The 19270-nt window shown below is 54.9% G+C and carries 15 protein-coding genes; 3 read left to right on the top strand and 12 right to left on the bottom strand.

The window, feature by feature from the left end; genetic code table 11:
* Nucleotides 1-198: 198 nt before the first annotated feature.
* Together HUV30_RS11075 and HUV30_RS11070 are read left to right on the top strand one after the other, a co-directional pair.
* A complete protein-coding gene (locus HUV30_RS11075; protein WP_174405514.1) occupies nt 199-627 on the top strand; it encodes a CBS domain-containing protein in 429 nt (142 codons plus the stop codon).
* Nucleotides 628-737: 110 nt separating this feature from the next.
* Nucleotides 738-2048 carry a M23 family metallopeptidase gene (locus HUV30_RS11070; protein WP_174405513.1) on the top strand — a complete coding sequence of 437 codons (1311 nt, stop codon included), beginning with the start codon at nt 738-740 and terminating at the stop codon, nt 2046-2048.
* Between the two features lie 310 nt (nt 2049-2358).
* Here the strand turns inward: HUV30_RS11070 and HUV30_RS11065 are convergent, their stop codons facing one another.
* From HUV30_RS11065 to HUV30_RS11055, 3 genes are all read right to left on the bottom strand, one after another.
* Entirely contained in the window at nt 2359-5937 is a 3579-nt protein-coding gene (locus tag HUV30_RS11065; RefSeq protein ID WP_174405512.1) for a PEP/pyruvate-binding domain-containing protein, read from the bottom strand.
* 242 nt (nt 5938-6179) lie between these two features.
* Nucleotides 6180-9893, bottom strand: a complete 3714-nt coding sequence (locus tag HUV30_RS11060; protein WP_174405511.1) for a pyruvate carboxylase — start codon at nt 9891-9893, stop codon at nt 6180-6182.
* Nucleotides 9894-9956: 63 nt separating this feature from the next.
* Complete coding sequence (locus HUV30_RS11055) at nt 9957-10652, bottom strand: biotin--[acetyl-CoA-carboxylase] ligase (RefSeq protein ID WP_174405510.1); 696 nt, start codon at nt 10650-10652, stop codon at nt 9957-9959.
* A gap of 301 nt (nt 10653-10953) precedes the next feature.
* Here HUV30_RS11055 and HUV30_RS11050 point away from each other — a divergent pair, with 301 nt between their 5' ends.
* A complete protein-coding gene (locus HUV30_RS11050) occupies nt 10954-12075 on the top strand; it encodes a tRNA nucleotidyltransferase/poly(A) polymerase-related protein (protein WP_243452155.1) in 1122 nt (373 codons plus the stop codon).
* A gap of 80 nt (nt 12076-12155) precedes the next feature.
* Here HUV30_RS11050 and HUV30_RS11045 read toward each other — a convergent pair whose 3' ends face one another.
* The 9 genes from HUV30_RS11045 to lptB all read right to left on the bottom strand — a co-directional run bounded on the left by HUV30_RS11045 (nt 12156) and on the right by lptB (nt 19269).
* Nucleotides 12156-13076 carry a manganese-dependent inorganic pyrophosphatase gene (locus HUV30_RS11045; RefSeq protein WP_174405509.1) on the bottom strand — a complete coding sequence of 307 codons (921 nt, stop codon included), beginning with the start codon at nt 13074-13076 and terminating at the stop codon, nt 12156-12158.
* A gap of 141 nt (nt 13077-13217) precedes the next feature.
* A complete protein-coding gene (locus tag HUV30_RS11040) occupies nt 13218-13883 on the bottom strand; it encodes a PTS sugar transporter subunit IIC (RefSeq protein WP_174406167.1) in 666 nt (221 codons plus the stop codon).
* A 27-nt stretch (nt 13884-13910) separates the two neighbouring features.
* Nucleotides 13911-14372, bottom strand: a complete 462-nt coding sequence (locus HUV30_RS11035; RefSeq protein ID WP_174405508.1) for a PTS sugar transporter subunit IIB — start codon at nt 14370-14372, stop codon at nt 13911-13913.
* Nucleotides 14373-14378: 6 nt separating this feature from the next.
* Nucleotides 14379-14816, bottom strand: coding sequence for a PTS sugar transporter subunit IIA (locus tag HUV30_RS11030; RefSeq protein WP_174405507.1), 438 nt, complete (start codon nt 14814-14816; stop codon nt 14379-14381).
* Nucleotides 14817-14875: 59 nt separating this feature from the next.
* Nucleotides 14876-15766, bottom strand: a complete 891-nt coding sequence (gene rapZ / locus HUV30_RS11025) for an RNase adapter RapZ (RefSeq protein ID WP_174405506.1) — start codon at nt 15764-15766, stop codon at nt 14876-14878.
* 15 nt (nt 15767-15781) lie between these two features.
* Entirely contained in the window at nt 15782-16231 is a 450-nt protein-coding gene (locus HUV30_RS11020) for a PTS sugar transporter subunit IIA (RefSeq protein ID WP_174405505.1), read from the bottom strand.
* Between the two features lie 11 nt (nt 16232-16242).
* Nucleotides 16243-16782 (bottom strand): ribosome hibernation-promoting factor, HPF/YfiA family, encoded by a 540-nt coding sequence (hpf, locus tag HUV30_RS11015; protein WP_174405504.1) that lies wholly within the window; start codon nt 16780-16782, stop codon nt 16243-16245.
* A gap of 104 nt (nt 16783-16886) precedes the next feature.
* Nucleotides 16887-18311: an RNA polymerase factor sigma-54 gene (gene rpoN / locus HUV30_RS11010; RefSeq protein WP_174405503.1), complete on the bottom strand. Its 1425-nt coding sequence runs from the start codon at nt 18309-18311 to the stop codon at nt 16887-16889.
* Between the two features lie 235 nt (nt 18312-18546).
* A complete protein-coding gene (gene lptB, locus HUV30_RS11005; RefSeq protein WP_174405502.1) occupies nt 18547-19269 on the bottom strand; it encodes an LPS export ABC transporter ATP-binding protein in 723 nt (240 codons plus the stop codon).
* Between the last annotated feature and the right edge of the window lies 1 nt (nt 19270).

The raw sequence follows: 19270 nt of genomic DNA, 5'->3' as shown, positions 1-19270 counted from the left end.
CAAACCGCCGATCCTCTTTCCTTTCAATATGCTGACAGCCCCGGGAACTTTGAACGTCTTTCCCGCGTATGTCAAAATAAACGTGCTCGGTTTGAGAAGCAGATTTTTCCTTCCAAGTCAACCAAATGGAGTCCCTTGACATACGCGCTGAGTATGCGAAGATTGATCCCGTACAATTTAAACTCGGGAGCGACACCAATGCTGTACGTCAGCGATCTCATGTCAACCAACCTGTTCACACTGAAGCAGACGGATTCGCTCAAGACTGCCCGTTCACTCATGAGCCTTGCCCGTATACGGCATATCCCGATAGTGGACGAGTCCGGCTTCTTTCTGGGATTGTTGACCCACAGAGATCTGCTCTCCTCCACTGTATCCCGTTTTGCGGATGTGGGGCAGGATGTGCAGGATGAAATTGATGCCGGAATACCGGTGAGCGAGATAATGCGTACGGATGTACTTACCGTTACTCCGGACACACGGTTACGCAGCGCTGCGGAAATATTGTTCAACCATAAATACGGCTGTCTGCCGGTTGTGGAAAAAGATCGTCTTGTCGGCATTCTTACCGAAGCCGATTTTCTCAAGCTGACCATTACCCTTATGGACGCTGTTGAAGCATTGTAAAGGGATACCTTCATACGGCTATGATCCCAGCCATCCGCAAGGGTGGCTTTTCTCTTACCCACCAACCGCATCATAAAGATGCATGACGAGTTATTTAGTAAGGAACCATAATGTCCAAGCCCAAAAGTATCGCACTGACCCTGTTCTTGATCATATTGCTAGGCGCCGTAGGTGGTGGGGGCTACCTTCTGCTCAAGGACCAGCAGGCTCCTCTTATTACCGTAACGCCGGGGGACGGACGCCTGAGCAAGAATTCCTCTCTGGAAATATCTCTTGCCGATCAGGCTTCCGGCCTGAAGAACCTTACTGTTCTCATCAGAAAGAACACCACGACAACCATCATCTACCAGCAGGATTGGATGGATCGTCTGCCCGAACGCAAGGAAGTGATCAACCTCTCTTCCATTGACCTTAAAGAAGGTGCCTTCGAGCTTATCGTGAAAGCTTCTGACGGCTCCTACGCCGCCTTCGGCAAGGGCAATACCGCTACCCGCGAGTATTCCTACCGGCTGGATACAACCCCGCCCCGCGTTTCCGTCATCACCATGCCGCCTTATGTGCGACGTGGCGGCGTGGGCGTTATCGCCTATTCCGTATCCGAGGAAACCTCCTCCACCGGTGTTCAGGTCGGAGATACCTTCTTCCCCGGTTACCAGCAGAGCTCCGGCAACTACCTCTGCTTCTTCGCATTCCCTTATTATCTGACCGTGGACGAATACAAGCCGCGTCTCATTGCCAAGGATATGGCAGGCAACGCGTATGATCGCCCCGCTGCCGTGTATCCGCTTGATCGCGAATTCACTTCCGACCGCATCAACCTGAGCGAATCCTTCCTTTCCACCAAGATGCCTGAGTTTGAGCAGGAATTCCCCGGTGAGATGACGCACCTTGAGCGCTTCCTGAAGGTCAACCGTGACATGCGCGTTGCAAACCGTGCATCGCTTATCTCCATCGGTCTGCAGACCTCTCCTGAAATGCTCTGGAAGGGCCCCTTCCTGCGTCTTCCCAACGCTGCCAACCGCGCCCGCTTCGCGGAAAAGCGCACCTATGTGTACAACGGCGTGGAAGTTGACCAGCAGTTCCACCTTGGTCATGACCTCGCTTCTACCCGCCATGCTCCCGTGCCTGCGGCAAACGACGGCAAGGTCGTATTCGCCGACACCATGGGCATTTACGGTCAGGTTGTCATCGTTGACCACGGCCTTGGCCTGCAGACCTTGTATGCTCACCTTTCCGAATTTGCCGTGCAGCCCGGCCAGAACGTGCTCAAGGGTGACATTGTAGGCAAAACCGGTATCACCGGCATGGCCGGCGGAGACCATCTCCACTACGGTGTTCTTGCTTCCGGCATTCCTGTCACTCCTCTGGAGTGGTTCGACTCCCACTGGATTCAGGACAACATCAATGGCCGCCTGAATTAGTACTACAACAAAACGATTCAAGGGCAGTCACCTCGGTGGCTGCCCTTTCTTATGGTCTTCAGCGTACAGCCTACGAAGCAGCCCTGCCCCCACACATCCTTAAGAATTGCAGTCATGCCAAGGCAGGTATGCTTGCTCAGCGTGAAACAACTGTGTTCTGCCAGTGCTGCCAGGTTCCATACGAGCAGCCCGGACCCTGCGTCAGAAACTTAAAGTAGAACAGTGGAAACTTAAGAGCAGACTGATATTACAAACAAAAAAACGGGACAGTCCAAAGACTGCCCCGTTGATATATCAGATCAGATGTCTGCTACCACTTGGTTTCGCGCTGTGCGGCAAGAGCCTTGGCCTGCTCGTCGAAGTTGGCAAAACCGGCCTGATGCAGAGCGTCTTCCACGGTCTGGCTCCAATCCCATCCTGCGTAGATAACAGGCTTGTGGAAGGTTGCACGGAACTGTTCCAGCTCCTGACGATAGAACTTCTCCTTGGGAGTTTCTATGGAGTCACGGAGCTGTTCATGCAGGCGGGAAAGTTCGCCTTCATACCAGTCCATCACATCCTTGGCGGTCTTGTATTTCTTGAGGATATGGCCGTAGCCGTTATTCTCAAGCAGAGTGCGAACCTTGTTGAGGAACTGGGTTCCGAGCCATTCTCCCAGCTTGCTGGTAGGAATGTTCTCGTTTTCCACTGCAGCCATGTCGATCTTGGTGCGGTAGTAGGTATCCGGCACAACAGAGGCGGAAACGATGCCCGCAATGGCCACAAGGCCGCGCAGGATAACGCTGTTGGAAACGCCCTGTCCGCAGAAACCTACCTTCTTGCCAAATTTCTGACCGGTGAAGATGGTGCTCAGAATCGCCCAGACAACAGCAGGATCTTCTTCATCGTAGATGTGAGAAAGGCTTGCGTTGTCACGGTCGGTGGCAAGAACCATCTGAGTCATGTCGTTGGAACCGATGGAGAATCCGTCGAATTCCTTGATGAATTCCTTGGCAAGAATGGCGTTGCTGGGAATTTCGGACATCAGGATGACCTTGAGTCCGTCCACACCGCTCTTGAGCTTGTGTACCTGCTCCAGATAGCGGCGCATGGAGCGGCCTTCTTCCAGCGTGCGCACGAAGGGAAGCATGATCTGCAGGTTGATGCCACCGAACACGCCGCGTGCCAGCTTGAACGCTTCCAGTTCCCAGTCATGCAGGTTACGGGAAACACCGCGGTAGCCAAGCATGGGGTTGTCTTCAAAGTGTTCGAAGAGCGAACCGCCGAGCAGGTTGCGGTATTCGTTGGATTTGAAGTCAGTGGTACGGTAGATGATATCCTTTCCGTAGAAGGCCATGGCGAACAGAGCCAGGCCCTGCGCCAGCGTCTGCACATAGTGCTCCTTGCCGGAACGGAAGCCGCGGGCACGGATGATTTCGCGAATCTTCTCGGGAATGCCGCGAATATCGTCGATTTCCTTCTTCATACCGGTGGTCAGAGCCACATCATCGCGCAGGGTCTTGATCTTCTTGATCATCTCTGCCACTGCGGGGATTTTGGAAGCTTCTTCCACACGGCCCTTCACAATGGCATCAATTTCGGCAAGACGGCGCTTGGTTTCAGGATCGTTACCCTTGAGTATGGTAACTTCGTCCTTGAAGCCCATGACGCAGAGCACGTGCTCATACAGATCGGCAGAGGTCTTCAGCACATCAAGACGGCGGGTGGCAAAGGCCACGTAGTCGTCCAGCTTGTGATCAAGTTCGCGCATCTTGCGGTGCACGGCCAGCACCTCGTCGGTGCCGCGCAGGTTTTCCTGCTCGGTGAGGCGGGCAATTTCCTGTGCCAGACCGGTGAGGTGGCCGACATATTCACGCAGCTTCATATCCACGCCGACAATACCGGCAGCGAGCTGTTCGCGCAGAACCTTGGTCAGCTTGGCGTCCAGTTCCTTGACCTTGGCGTTGACCACATGCTCCAGCTCGCCGTTGTCATAGGCTTCCAGCGCACGGGGGTGCACACCCACGTTACCGAGCATGAACTCGGCACGCAGCAGACCCACTTCAAAGTCTTCCACACTGCGCAGACGGGAGAGGAACAGAGCCTGTCCCACGTCGGCGAGAATGAGGCCGACCTTGGTCTTGGTGGCGGGCAGCTGGGAAAGATCCATTTCGCCGCCCACAACGTTCAGGGGCAGCAGGCCGCGGTATACCTTGCCGCGGGTGCCGTCTACAGTCACATCCTGACCGTCGAGGGCGCGCAGGGCTTCCGGACGCTGAATACCGATGATGGCGGGAATGCCCAGTTCGCGGGAAGTAATGGCCGCGTGGCTGGTGTCGCCGCCCACATCCGCGAGAATGGCGGCGGCAATACGCATGCCGGGCACCATGTCGGGGTCGGTACGTTCTGCGGCGAGAATGTCGCCCTTGTTGATCTTGTTGAGTTCAAGAGCGGAGCGCAGGAACTTGACGTTGCCCTGCCCTGCACCACGGGAAGCGCCGTTGCCTTCCACAATGACTTCGGCTGCAGCGGCTGCCTTGGCATCCACTTCCAGACGACGCATGAAAATGGTGTGGGGATGCAGTTCCAGTTCTTCGTTCCAGCGGGTTTCAGGACGGGCCTGCACGAACCACAGACGGTCGGCGCTGTCGATGCAGAACTCGGTGTCCATGATCATGCTGCCATACGCGGTGGAGATGTTACGCACACCCTTGGCCACTTCTTCGGCCTGCGCAAGAGACAGGGACCAACGATAGGCTTCGTTGTCCGGCACCTTGACCATCTTGGTGCCGCCCTTTTCGTCATAAACGATCTTCTTGTCCTTGCAGCCCATCTGGCGGATGACCACTTCCTGCTGGTCGTCGCGCTTGAACACGTAAAATTTGTCGGGGGTGACCATGCCGCCCACAACAGCCTCGCCGAGGCCGTAGCTTGCGTCGATGGAAACGAGGTCCTTGCGATCCGTGCCGCGGCAACCCGTAGCGGTGTCCGCAGAGAATGCGGTACCGGAAATGACGGGGTTGATCATGCGCATAATGCACACGGAGAGCGAGGTATTTTCAATGGCCCACTCTTCCTTGGCCTTGATGGCGATGGACTCGTCACCGGTCTCTTCTGCCTTGGCCATGGCGTCGAGAATGGCTTCGCGACGGTAGGTCATGGAACGCAGGTTGTAGGCGGATGCGCAATCCCAGTGATAGGCTTCAACGCACATGTTCTCGCCCACGATGTTCAGGTAGGTATCCTGCAGACCGGCAAAGGCCTTCTTGCGGGAGTCTTCACCCGCAGCAGAAGAACGTACGGCTACGGGAACATCTTCCCCGCCGGCTTCCTTGCAGATGTCGTTATACGCCTGACGCACGCATTCGTTGACATCCTTGGGGATTTCAACGGACAGAATGCCAGCCTGCACAAGCACGGAACGCTTGCGGAGCTGGTCGATACCTTCGGGAGAAGTGGCGAAACCTTCGACCACGTTGTTGACGAACGTGCGGGTCTTGAGCTGGTTGGTTACGCCGGTTGCCTGAACTTCTGCACGAATCTCCTTGGCGAGATTGCGTACAAACTTCTGCAGAAAATCGGAATCTTTATTTATTTCAGGATCATTCCAGTCGATACGATTGTATTCCTTATCAACAATGGAACGAACGAGAGAGGCGTTTACCTTGGTTTCATCCAACACCTTATGGAAGGCGATGGAGGAAATGGCGCGAAACTGTGGTGCACGGATTCCGGGCACCTGACTGATTATGGCGGTGTTGTAGTTCTTGCCGCCGACCCAGAGTTCGGCTTCTTCACCTATCGTGACAATGTCGGAGCCGGTAAGAACCAGCTTCTTCTTGATCTCTTCTACATTCACTGCCACGGGGGCCTTGGTGGCCTTGGCCTCTTCAGCCTTGGTTTTGGCCATATAAGTTACTCCTTCGGAGAAAGGCGAATGCGCCTTTCGTTGAGAACCGGAAACGTTGACTTCTCGGGGACCCGATGCCCCATCCATTAACAGTCTGAATCTGGTTAGGAATTAACTGTCACGTATAGGCATTGTCCTATGTATCTCTGATGGTTAGTCGCGTCAATGAGATCATTGGCACGAAACTCCTCTTCAACGCTTATACCGCCCGCCGGCTTGAACCGGCGGGCGGTTTTATCCAATTACGCTTCCAGTTTCACACCGCAGAAGGGGCAGAAACCACCGCCTTCAATGGTCAGAGGACGCTGGCACGCCTCGTTGGGACAGCGGCGGGGTACAGGGCCAAGTTCCACAAGCAGCTCCCCTTCCTTGACGGGAACCATGACCTTGTTTTCCTTGAAGTCCGCTGTCTTGAGCACTCTTACCACCATGCCGTCGGCAGGAGCCAGTACAGCCTTTTCCTGCTTCATGATGGAGATGTTGAAGAGTTCTTCACCCTTCTTCACCAGGTCGCCGGGGTGAACATACATGACCCAGAGGTCGCCGTTGGAGGGGGCGGCCACATGGTTGGTGTTATTCTTATCGGCCTTTTCGTAACCGATGCCCTCTTCTTCCTGCGGCAGCGCGACCTGAACGTCGTAGCTGAGGATTTCGGAATCGAGCACGTAACGCACAACACTCTTACCGGATTTGTCCGGAGACGTCTTGTGCAGAATGGTCATGGTGTGGGGCTTCTTGTTGCTGTCCACAAACTGCAGTTCGCGGCCAAGCTCAAGTCCCTCAAACCATACATCCAGCGGCACCTGATTGGGGTTGCCGAACTCGTTACGGAACTGCACGGTCTTGAGCGCATCCGCGGGATGGTTGAGATACATGACGAACTCTTCATCCGTGGGCTTGCGCTTCATGTGCTCAATATAGCTCTTCTCTTCGGAAACGAGGTCGATATCCTTGAGTGTTTCCAGCGGAGACTGTTCTGTGCGGGAAGCAATGGCCTGCTTCCATTCATCGCCAAACGCACTCTGGTAGACCCAGTCGGGCGGGAAACCGAGCGGCAGTTTGCCGAACTTGCCGAGCAGCAGATCGCGGAATGCATCGTTGCTGTCCTGATACAGAGCAAGACGTGCTTCTGCAAGCTCAGCCTGACAATCCTGACAGGCATCCATCTTGTTCACTTCGTCCAGCACACTCAGAAGGTACTTCACCTCGTTCTCGCCACCGCGCTTGTAGGCGCTGGAAACCGCGAGAAATGCCGTGTTCCAGGTAATCTGTGAGCCGGGGGTAACATCGTGGTAGCGCACGATCTTGCGGGTTCCGGCAAGGAACTTGAGCATGTAGGGCAGCAGGTGGATATACCCCTGCTTCATGGCACCTTCCTGCGAAGAGGAGGTAGCGCCGCCGGGCATGCCGTGTTCCACCACATCGTGGTCAATGCCCTGGAAGAAGGGCGTGGTGTAACGGTCGTAGTACGGCATGATCTGCTTGAGCACGAAGTTGCACTCGCGGATCATGTCCTTGTTGAGATTGGTCTTGAGACCGAGTTCGTCTTCAATATATGCGGCAGTGGAAAGCACTTCGCCCTGACCGTACCAGCGGACAGCCGCGCCGATGCCGGTATCCACGATATGCGCGCCAGCCTTGGCAGCCGCACCCACGGAAGGAACGAACAGGCCGTCGGTGTAATGCCTGTGGTAATGCAGAACCAGCCTGGGCCACTTCGTGCGCAGTGCGGCAACAAGAGCGGAGATAAAGCGGGGCGGGCATACGCCTGCCATGTCCTTGAGGCCGAGAATGATGAGTTCGCTGGCCTTGCTCTCCCCTACTCCGGCAACTTCACCCACCATGCGCAGGATGGCGGAGGTCACGCCAATGTAGTGGTCCACGTCGAAGCCCTTGGCCCACGAAAGAGAAATGGCGGGTTCAAACACCACTTCCTTTCTGCTCAGAGCCACTTCGGCAAAGGGACGCATGTTGTCCACGTGGTTCAGGAAGTCGAAACAGCGGATGATCTGGTAATGATCACAGATCATTTCACCGGTCAGGCGCATGAGATTACGCGGCTGGGGCTTGTAGCCCAGTACGTTGGTGGAGCGGATGAGAATCTGCTTCAACGTCTTGGGGGCGACCCTGTTCCACTGCTCCGCTTCGTTGAAGGGATAGGTCATGTTGGCCATCATGGCCACGTGGAAGTGCGCTCCGCCGCCGTTTTCAATGGAGAAGAATCCGCAGTTGTCAAGATGCGGGGCAATGAGCATGTCTTCTGCCAGACGGAAACGATTACCGGAGTTGGACTGCGTGATGTCGCGCGGCGTGGTGTCGCAGAAGTGCACGTAGTCGGAATCACGCACGAAATCCAGCAGGGCTTTGCGGTCGCCGCGGGGATAAGGCGGTTCGCTCTTCAGCAGCTTTGAGGGCACGGCGGGCAGAACAGGATCGAACCTGCCGTTGCCTACGCGCGGGTTCTCCGGCGTACGGTATTCGCCCAGCAGAACGTGCGGGTTGTACCCCTTTGCGCTGATACCGGCGATGAGCCGGGAAAGACGCACGGCTTCCGGTGCCACGTCGGTGTAGCAGAGAAGCTCGGGGGTCTTGGCAATGAAGTTGGTATCATAGGAAGCATCACGGAACTTGGGATGCTTTATGACCTGCTTGAAGAAGGGAATAGTCGTCTTCACGCCGCCGATAGCGTATTCGTTCAGCGCACGTTCAATGGTACCCAGCACCTTGTTCCAGCCGCGACCATAAGCGATGAGCAGCGCTCCTGCCGAGTCGTAGTTGGAAGGAAACTCATACCCTGCGGAAAGGTTGGAGTCGATGCGGATACCGGGGCCGCCGGGCGATACGTAACGGGAGATCACGCCACAGTTGGGCGAGAAGCTGGCCTGCGGGTCTTCGCAGTTAATGCGAAGCTGCATGGCCCACTGAGCGGGCGGGCAGCCTTCTTCAGTAAGACGCAGTTCCGCGCCAAAGGCAACGGCGATCTGCTCTTCCACAAGATCGATGCCATAGCGGCATTCCGTAATGCCGTGTTCCACCTGCAGGCGGGTGTTTACTTCAATAAGATAGGGGGTGCCGTCAGCGGTAACGAGAAATTCAACCGTCGCCAGGGAATCATAGCCCACTTCAAGCACCAGCTTGCGGGAATATTCCTTGAGCTGTGCACGCAGTTCGGGCGTGATGAGCGGCGAGGGAGAAGGCGTGATTTCAACCAGCTTCTGGTGGTTACGCTGCACGGTGCAGTCGCGTTCGTCAAAGGCGAACACGTTGCCGTATTTGTCGGCAATGACCTGAATTTCGATATGACGGACGGAGGCCAGATACTTTTCGACATACACGCGGGGGTTGCCAAAAGATGCCTGAGCCATGGTGGAAGCCTTGGTGAAGGCAGATTCCAGTTCGTCCTGATTCTGCACGAGGAAGATGCCGCGACCGCCCCCGCCACCCTCAGCCTTGAGCATGATGGGGAAGCCGATCTCTTCTGCAAGCTGACGGGCAAGAGGTACGTCCACAGCTCCTTCAGAGCCGGGAACCACGGGAACGCCGATCTTCTTGGCGATCTTGCGGACCTGTACCTTGTTGCCGAGCAGGTTCATGGCCTCGGCGGAAGAACCTATGAAGATGATGCCTTCTTCAGCACAGCGCTTGGGGAAGGCGTCGTCTTCGGAGGCAAAGCCCCAGCCAGGATGAATAGCAACAACACCGCGCTTCTTGGCGAGGTCGATTATCCGGTCTATGTCCAGATACCCTCTGGGATCTTTGCCGAGGAGCATGAGCTCCTGCGCGGCAGAGGCGGCCGGAGACGTTTTATCGACGTCAGTCGCAGTCATGATGGCGATTCCATCGAACCGCTCACGAATGGAACGACAGATGCGGCGTGCGGGAATACCGCGGTTGGCAACCAGAATAGGCTTGCCCTTCACTTCGTCCAATACTTGATGAAACGTCTTATTGGCCATTCAATCCTCGTATACCAATATCCGGAGACAGCAAGTCACCGGGTTAAAGGGCGAGCCGAAACATCAAATGGGAAGGTCTGTATGCGACGAGAGGGCAATGCTGCCGGAATGGACAGCAATTTCTTGACCGGACAGGAGAAGACGGAGCGCTCCGTTTTCGTTGACACCCAAAAGCCTGCCCGGACGATACTCCTCATCTCCGCCGTGAATGATGATTTCACGGCCCACCCAGGCAAGATGTAATTGCACGCGTCTTGTCAACTCTTCTCTGTTGCAGCGAACAACCTGCGTCTCATAACAAAAACGTACTCGATTCACAAGCGTTTGCCACAAGGTCATTACGGAAAGCTTACAGCCTTCCGCCCTCAGGTTCGTGGCAGGCACAGCCCAGCCATCCCTCAGTTCCGACACCGGCGGGCTTGAAACCACGTTGATGCCTATTCCGGCAAACAACGCACCGCCAAAGTCCTCCAAAAGGACTCCACCCGTCTTCCTGTTTTCCAGCAACAAATCGTTCGGCCATTTCAAGGCAACGCGCACACCCTGCGCGTTCAGCGCTTCTGCCAGCAGATAGCCCACTGTGAGCGAAGCGATGTCATCCAGATGCGGAGCACCATAAGGAAGCCTTATTGCTGAATAAATATTTCCGGACGGAGAGCTCCACGGCCTGCGCAGCTGACCTCGTCCTGAAGATTGCGAAAGCGCCAGCACAGAATCCCATTCATGCAGCAATCCTTCACGCGCAAGAATGCGCACCACATCCAGACTGGAGGTGCAAGTGCCACATATGAAGACGGATCCGGCTGCTTCACCTGCTCCCTCTGCCCCGCTGCAACAGGCGCAGGAGGAGACCCAGAACCGAATGCCGTTTTTTTCGCATTCGGTCCAGCGTGCATTGCGTATTTCATCACCCCATGCCGGATCGGAACCCGCCAGTTCGTCCGGAGAAAGAGGTGACGCCACGCCGGAAAGACCGTCTTTAAGGATATACAACATTACGCCACACCTGATAGGATGCCGTCATCAGACTTCAAATGAAAATGCCAACGGAACTGATTCAATGCATACTACCGGAATGGAAGAATATTTAGTGGGCGGAGCTGTCAGGGATCTGCTGCTCGGGCGCACTCCGCACGAATTCGATTATGCCTTCGCGGACACCGTCGAAGGCTTTATATGCCGCAATCCTTCTGCACGCAAGGCAGGAAATGATTTTTCAATATGCATACTCAATGGCCTTGAGCATGCCCCTTTACGGGGAAATAACATCCACGAAGACCTTCAATTGCGCGATTTTACCATCAATGCCGTAGCCCTTGACCAGAACGGCAGATTGTATGCTCATCCGCAGGCATTTGCGGATTTGCGCAACCGAACATTGCGGCCCACAAATGCAACCTCGCTGAAGAATGATCCCATACGAGCCTTCAGAGCCGCACGTTTTGCAGCAGATTTTACTGATTTCACACTGCATCCGGAACTTCTTGTGCAAATGCAGGAGATAGCTTCTTCCGGTGTGCTCGGCCTTATGACACCGGAACGAGTGGCCGGCGAGCTCATCAAAGCCATGCGCACCCCTCAGCCCGGTCGCTTCCTCCGCGAACTGCATCGTGGCGGATGCCTTGGTCCATGGTTCAGGGAACTGGAGAATGCAGACAATATTCCTGCCGGCCCCCTGCCCTATCATCGGGAAAGTGTTCTTGAACACACTGCACAAGTTATGGACAAATGTGCAGGGGACCCTACTGCCGTATATATGGCGCTGTGTCACGACCTTGGCAAGACTCTGACCCCCGAAGACGTTTTGCCGCATCATTACAAGCATGAACACCGGGGTGAAGAACTGGCCCGGGTGCTCGGGATGCGACTCAAGCTCTCTAACCGGCTCATGCGTGCAGGTATGGTTGCCGCACGGCAGCACATGAAGGGCGGCACCTATCTTTCCCTGCGTGCAGGCACACGCGTTGATCTGCTCATGGAGATCAACAAGCACAGCCTGCTGGAACCCTTCTGCCGACTCGTCCTCGCAGACAGCGGCATTGATCTGCTTGAAAGAATGCGCGAAGACCGCGATACCATTCTGCGTGTGGTTCTGCCGGACGAATTGCGAAACAGAGGGCCGGAATCCGGCATCCGGCTCAGGGAAATGCGCTGCGCAGCCCTTGCCGGACATCAGGCGTAACTGGCATTTCTTCAAATGGAATTAAAAAAGGCCCGGTGCATTGCACCGGGCCTTGGCATTTCATGCAAGAGGCTGTTTGATTAGCCCTTGAAAGCCTTTTCGAAGTTAGGAACAACCTGCTTCTTGCGGCTCATGACGCCGTCGAGCCATACGCTCTTGCCGGCAACTTCAACGCCGAAAGCCTTCTTCACAACGGAAGGATCGTCGGAAACGATCAGCATTTCGGAACCTTCCTTCATGATGTCGGTCAGGAGCAGGAATACGGAGTGACGGCCACCGGCCTTCACCTTCTGGATTTCTGCAAACAGGCCTTCCTTAACGGCGTCCAGCATGGACAGATCGATCACTTCGAGCTGGCCGATACCGACCTTGTTGCCGTTCATGTCGAAGTCCTTGTAGTCACGGAATACGAGGGATTCCATGGAAGCGCCGTCAACAGCGGACTTCACCTTGAACATGTCCATGCCCACGGTGGTGGTGTCGGCTACACCGGCGATGGCTGCCAGTTCGGCAACAGCCTTCTTGTCAGCGGGGGTGGTGGTAACGGACTTGAACATAACGGTGTCGGACAGGATGGCACAGAGCAGGCCGCCTGCGATGCCCTTGGGCACTTCGATACCGTAGAAGTCGTACATGGCCTTGATAACGGTGCCGCAGCAGCCTACGGGCCATACCCACATTTCGAGGGGGTTGGAGGTGGTTACGTCGCCCAGCTTGTGGTGGTCGGTAACGCCCACAACTTCAGCTTCCTTGATGTCTGCGGGCAGCTGAGCACCGTCGGTGGTGTCAACGAGCCACAGCTTCTGGCCGGCAACAGAAGTAACAACTTCAGGAGCGGTCAGGCCGAACTTGCCAAGAACAAAAGCGGACTCGGGGGTCACTTCGCCCTGTGCAACAGCCTTTGCTTCCATGCCGCGCTTGCTGAGCAGGTCGGCAACGGCAATGGCGGAAATGATAGAGTCGGTATCGGGGTTCATATGACCCATCACGAGAATTGCCATGGTAAAACTCCTCCAAATTGGGTTTGACTATGCGATTGGCTCGCCTTCTTCCGAAAATAGTTTGTGCCAAATAGCACAAAGCTGAAAGCCTGCCAAGTGGGTCTAGAGGGTCGGCATGATTTTTTTTGAAAAAACAGACGATCAGGCGCTCCCGATGAGCACGACGCAGACGAGACACAGCAGAAAAACCACATAGGAACGTCGCACACGAAGGGACATAACGCCGCCGATACCGGCCGCGAACCACAAATGCATCCACCCTAATCCGCTAATGGCCGGCAGGTGGCCAAGATACCACGACAATCCCCTGATCGTGAGAATAAGCACAAGCTGGCAAACGCAGAAGAAAAGAATATGCATGATAAAGCTCTGTGCCAGAGACTGCATGAGCACCCTGCCCGGCACGCTGTCTTCAGCATCCTTTCTGCCCCAATGGATAATGCGGTTATACCCGGCATTCTGCAACTTGCGCTGCCAGTACTCAATACGGGAAGCTAACAGCGCAGCGGGCATGCTGACCAGAATGGGTAAGGCCAGCATGGTTGCATCCTGAATGTTGAAATAGCTGGAAACACCGAGTGTCAGCAGCATGGGGGCCACGGCATTGGGAGGGATGTAGGTACCGGCAGGAAAGAGATCGAGCCAGATAAGCTCAAAGAATATGGACACGTGAATGGCCAGCGTCCACTCTCCTGTGACTATGCCCCAGATGAAGCCAGCTGCAAGAGGACGCTCAAAAAAGCCCAGATTCAGCGCAAAGCGCAGTACTGAAGAGAAGGCAAAAAAAAAGCGAGAGGAGCCATCCAGATTACGGTATTGAACAGATTATCCATCCTACCACCCCTTTATCTGGACCGGATCATTGGGGACACAGCGGAAATCAAGTTCAACGCTGCGTTTGCTGAAATAACGAAGACACACCTCATCTTCTTCGGTAACGGCAACATGCGCACACAGCTGCTTCTTTCCCGGGGAATAGTGCAGGTTTCCGATGTTCAGCACGGTAAAGGAAAAGCCGTTATCCAGAATACGGCGCGCATCACTGCAGTTGGCAACCAGAACAAGAGTATCCTGCATGTCGCCTGCATGCTTGCGTGCATACTCTGCCAGAGCATTCACATGAATGAAATCAGCATGAATACGCCCCGGTACGGCCAGAGAAGCAATCTGCTGCTGCAGATCGTCCGCTGCCATTTCGTCGTTGACGACGAGCAGGCGTTTTGCGCGGGTGTAGGGCAACCAGGTTTCGATGACTTGCCCGTGTATGAGCCTGTTGTCTATGCGAACCCACTGCATGCCGAGTTACCCGTTTTTGACTTTCCGGCGAAGAACCGCGCCCGCAACGACAATACCTTTGTCGCCCGAGGCTTTGGCTTCGTCCGCAAGAGTGTGCAGATCCATTTTTCGACAACCGAAAACCTTGAGCAGCATGGGCAGATTCACGCCCGTGACCACTTCTACGTTTCCGGCACTGAGAAGGGAAAGGCTCAGGTTGGTCGGCGTTCCGCCGAACATGTCGGTGAGAATGAGAACTCCCCTGCCCTTATCCACACGGGCGACCGTTTCTTTGAGTCTGGCAACCGTTTCGGCAACTTCTGAAGTCCCGTCCACGCTGACAGTGCCGCAGTCGTCCTGCGAACCAAGTATGACTTCCGCTGCACGCAGCAAGGCGGAACCGTAATCGGCGTGGGTTACTATCACCACGCCAACAGGAGCAACGTCTGTAATGGGTTCAGTCATTAGGGTACTATTCTCCACCGGCGGAAATATAAATCTGCGAAGAGTGCAATCTTTTGAAGCTAAACCAGCTCCATATGCCGGTGTTCAATAGATACAGCAAAATCAAAGTTTTTCAAAGCCTCAAATAGCGCCTCGGCTGCGGCGACCGATCTGTGCCTGCCGCCCGTGCATCCTATGGCGACCGTGGCGCGATAACGCCCTTCACCCTCCATCTGGGTGAGTGTGAAGTGCAGAAATTCGGTCAGCCTTTCCAGATACTCTTTCCCGACGCCTGCCCCGAGCACGTACTGCGAAATGGCCGGGTCCTTACCCGACAGCGGGCGCAGTTCAGGCTCGTGATACGGGTTGGGAAGAAAGCGCAGGTCAAACACCATGTCCGCTTCGGCAGGTGTGCCGTACTTGAAGCCGAAGGTCAGCAGATGCACGCGCATGCTGCGCCTGTTGCCTTCCAGAATGGTCCATTTCTGCTGGATGATGCGCCGGATGTCATGAATGGAATAGTCGGACGTGTCTATGACAAGGTCTGCCATTGCACGCACAGGCTCCAACAACCTGCGCTCCGTCTCCATAGCCTGTTCAAGCCCAAGGCCTCCGCTTTCGAGCGGATGGGGGCGGCGGGTTTCCTTGTAGCGCCGCACGATGACATCGGGCCGCGCTTCCATGAAAATGATCGCCGGGGCAAGCCCCTTTTCGCGCATGGCCTGCAGAATGGCATCAAAACCACTGTCGAACTCAATGTGACGCAGGTCCATGCCGAGCACCAGCCCGCGATACTTGGCGAGGCTCCGCTCATCAAGAATGGAAACCATCTGCAGCGCAAGCGTAACGGGAAGACCGTCGATGGTGTAATATCGAAGATCCTCGAACACTCTGAGCACGGTACTCTTGCCACCGCCGGATAAACCGGTGACCACAAGAATGGGAAATGAGGGAGCTACAGGAGAGTCCATGTTTGACAGGCTCTATCAGGCGTTGCCAAGCAACTGCCAGAGTTCTTCGGTACCGGAAGCGGTAAGGATGGCGCTTCTGAATTCCTTGTCCTTTAACAGACGGGATATCTGCGCCAGAATGCGCAGATGTACACCTGCAACCTGTTCGGGAGCAAGGACCAGAAAAAAGATGTTACAGAGCTTGAAGTCCAGAGCCTCGAAGTCTACGCCCTTTATGCTGCGGCCCGCAACAAGGATAATGCGGTCGAGAGAGTCCAGCTTGCCATGAGGAATGGCAATTCCGTCTCCGATGCCCGTGGTGCCGAGGCTTTCACGTTCTTTCAAAACAGACAGAACTCGTTCCCTATCCAGAGAAGGATAAACCTCAACAACACGCTCAACGAGCTCCGCCAGCACCTCTTCCTTGGTGCTGGCGGTAAGCTCGGGCAGAATCATTTCTTTATCCAGGTAATCACCCAGTTTCATTTTTCAGCGTCCTAGATGGTAGGATCGATGAGACCGAAGTCTCCGTTTTCGCGGCGGTAGATGACATTGACGCGCTCGGTTTCCGCGTTCAGAAACACAAGGAACTCGAAATTAAGCGAGTCAAGCTGCAGTGCAGCCTCGTCAATTCCCATCGGCTTGGGCGTGAAGTGGTCGGTCCCGACGATGGTGCGCTCGCGGCCGGCAGCAGTGTCCGCATAGCTGAACACGTCTTCGCGCAGAGCCAGTTCCGCACCTCTGCGATGGTCCTTGTTCTTTTCGGAATGCTTCTTCACCTGCGAAGCAAGCTTGTCGAACACAAGGTCAACAGTGGCGTACATGTCCTCGGACTTTTCATTGGCAGACAGATTCAGACCGTCCGCAACCAGCGTCACATCAATCTTGTGACGGTAGTTATCCACGCTCATTCCAACCTGCATTTCGGACTTGCCGTGTGCAGTCAGGAACTTGCCAAGCTTTTCAAAACGACGGCGGGCATACTTCTTGAGATGGTCGGAAGGCTCGAAGTTCTTGAATGTGAATGCGATGTTCATATATGCCTCCTTGGAGTGTTCAGGAGACTGCATGTGCAGTCATGCCTCTGGCGTCTGTGGTTTGCATCCTGACCGCCCATGGCGTTGCAGGAAGCCCCCCTCCGTTAAAAAGCGGACTTCCGCTTGGACGATGAGGGGATGTCCATAGCTGTACGATACTTCGCAACGGTTCTGCGGGCAATATTCAATTGTAATTTTTCTTTGAGAATTTCACCGATTCGCTCATCACTCAGGGGACGCTTGGAATTTTCCTCGCTGATCAGCTGCTTGATGAGCGCTTTGACGCTCTCCGAGCCCACAGAACTGCCATCATCCATGCCGATGGCACTGTTAAAGAAGAACTTGAGTTCAAAAATACCATGAGGGGTTGCCACGTACTTGCTGGTGGTAATTCGGCTCACCGTGGACTCGTGCATACCGATATCGTCTGCAATGTCCTTGAGAATCAGAGGCTTTAAAGCCGTGACACCCTCTTCAAAAAATCCGCGCTGATATTTTACGATACTCTCCATAACCTTGTAGAGTGTGCGCTGCCTCTGATGCAGGCTCTTTATGAGCCAGGACGCAGAACGCATTTTCTCCTGGAAGTAGTCCTTGTCAGGTCCGGAAACCTGAGGAAGGGTATCAATAATATCACTCAGCTGAAGACTGGGCAACCCGTCGTCGTTTAAAATGATGACAAATTCGCCGTCATACTTGTGCACGAACACGTCCGGAGCCACATAATGCGGTTCACTGGTGCCGAAACTGGCACCCGGCATGGGGTCCAGCGTCTGGATAAGCTCAAGATATTCCCTGAGGTCATCCATATTGATCCGGAACTTGCGGCACAGGGGCTTATAGCGGCGTTTCTCCAGATCTTCCAGATGATCACGTACCAATTCGACAAGCACGGGGTCACGATCGTAGCCAAGCACCTCTATCTGAACGAGCAGACATTCCTGAGGAGAACGGGCGGCCACACCGACAGGGTCGAAACGCTGAACCCTGTGCAGCATCTCTTCCACCTCTTCCACCTCGGCACCGGCCATTTCAGCCATTTCCTGCACTGAAGCATGCAGATAACCGTTGGAACCTATGTTGCCGATAATGATTTCGCCGATGCCCTGCTGGCGTTCGGTCACCCGGGAAAGGGTCAATTGCCAGAAGAGGTGGCCGTCAAGTGAAGGGCGTGAAGATAAGCGGGCTTCGAAGGAAGAACCTTCTTCAGGGATTTCGGTTTCGCGGGAGGCAACTTGTTTGGTGGTGCTTGAAAAATCGCCGAGATAGTCTTCCCAGTCGGCATTGGAGGCCAGTTCCTTGTCATATCCTTCCTGAGCCTCGGATCGAAGTTCAGCCTTTTCCGTAGCATCTGCCGGAACCAGCGATTCAGGGGATTCTTCAAGAAACGGATTCTCGAGCAGTTCCTGCTGAACAGTCTCCATGAGTTCAAGACGGGACAATTGCAGCAGTTTGATTGCCTGCTGCAATTGGGGAGTCATGACCAATTGCTGAGAGAGCTTTAGTTGCTGACGGAGTTCAAGTGCCATACGTGATGCTATCCGGAGAAGTTACCCCGCGCAGGAACCTGCGGCAGGTAAGATCGGTTTGCGTTATGAAAAGCCACCCCTATCAAGAAGCATTCCAAAATTTCTATATACGAGTCCTTTTTGCCATACAAGCAAGAACCATGCAACAAAGAAAAGCCCGAAAATCGGGCTTTTGCGGCATAGAAGAATCTCTTCTCGATATTTTTTAGAGAGTTGCCAGAGAAAAGCATCAACCTTACAAAGAGAAACCTTCTCCCAGATAGACGCGTCGCGCTTTGGGATCGTTAACAATCTGAGCCGGTGTTCCGTTGAGGATGATCTGCCCTTCGAAGACAAGGTACGCCCTGTCGCAGATATTGAGTGTTTCCCTGACGTTGTGGTCAGAAATGAGTACGCCGATACCCCTGTCGCTCAGGCCGCGGATAATGGCCTGAATATCATCCACTGCCAGCGGATCGATGCCGGCAAAGGGCTCATCAAGCAGGATAAAGCGGGGCTTGCGGATGAGGGCGCGGGCAATTTCGAGACGGCGGCGTTCACCACCGGAAAGGTGCATGGCCATGGAATCGGCAATATGCGTGATGCGAAATTCTTCGAGCAAGGTGTCGGCACGCTTGTTCTGCTGAGCCTTGGACATGTCCGTGTGCTCAAGAATGAGTTCGAGATTCTGGCGCACGGTCAGCTTGCGGAACACCGAGCTTTCCTGGGGAAGGTAGCTCAATCCCACGCGGGCGCGCTCGTGGAGCGGCCAGTCGGTGATCTCGCTGCCGTCATACTTCACGATGCCGCTTGTGGGCTTCACCATGCCGATCAGCATGTAGAAGGTTGTGGTCTTGCCGGCACCGTTGGGCCCGAGAAGTCCCACCACTTCCCCCTGCTTCATACTCAGGGAAATGCCGCGCACTACCTCTCGTTTTCCATACACCTTATGCAGTGTCTCTGCTTCAAGAAACGACATG

This window comes from Desulfovibrio subterraneus (assembly GCF_013340285.1).
Lineage (GTDB): Bacteria > Desulfobacterota > Desulfovibrionia > Desulfovibrionales > Desulfovibrionaceae > Halodesulfovibrio > Halodesulfovibrio subterraneus.
Note: the sequence above shows the minus strand (reverse complement) of the source record. Positions and strands in the feature narration are given on the sequence as shown.

Coding starts and splice junctions, on each gene's coding strand:
- rapZ (WP_174405506.1), bottom strand. CDS start 15,766: ATGGACTCTCCTGTAGCTCCCTCATTTCCCATTCTTGTGGTCACCGGT.
- HUV30_RS11070 (WP_174405513.1), top strand. CDS start 738: ATGTCCAAGCCCAAAAGTATCGCACTGACCCTGTTCTTGATCATATTG.
- HUV30_RS11035 (WP_174405508.1), bottom strand. CDS start 14,372: ATGCAGTGGGTTCGCATAGACAACAGGCTCATACACGGGCAAGTCATC.
- HUV30_RS11020 (WP_174405505.1), bottom strand. CDS start 16,231: ATGAAACTGGGTGATTACCTGGATAAAGAAATGATTCTGCCCGAGCTT.
- rpoN (WP_174405503.1), bottom strand. CDS start 18,311: ATGGCACTTGAACTCCGTCAGCAACTAAAGCTCTCTCAGCAATTGGTC.
- HUV30_RS11050 (WP_243452155.1), top strand. CDS start 10,954: ATGCATACTACCGGAATGGAAGAATATTTAGTGGGCGGAGCTGTCAGG.
- lptB (WP_174405502.1), bottom strand. CDS start 19,269: ATGTCGTTTCTTGAAGCAGAGACACTGCATAAGGTGTATGGAAAACGA.
- HUV30_RS11065 (WP_174405512.1), bottom strand. CDS start 5,937: ATGGCCAAAACCAAGGCTGAAGAGGCCAAGGCCACCAAGGCCCCCGTG.
- HUV30_RS11045 (WP_174405509.1), bottom strand. CDS start 13,076: ATGGCAATTCTCGTGATGGGTCATATGAACCCCGATACCGACTCTATC.
- HUV30_RS11030 (WP_174405507.1), bottom strand. CDS start 14,816: ATGACTGAACCCATTACAGACGTTGCTCCTGTTGGCGTGGTGATAGTA.
- HUV30_RS11060 (WP_174405511.1), bottom strand. CDS start 9,893: ATGGCCAATAAGACGTTTCATCAAGTATTGGACGAAGTGAAGGGCAAG.
- HUV30_RS11075 (WP_174405514.1), top strand. CDS start 199: ATGCTGTACGTCAGCGATCTCATGTCAACCAACCTGTTCACACTGAAG.
- hpf (WP_174405504.1), bottom strand. CDS start 16,782: ATGAACATCGCATTCACATTCAAGAACTTCGAGCCTTCCGACCATCTC.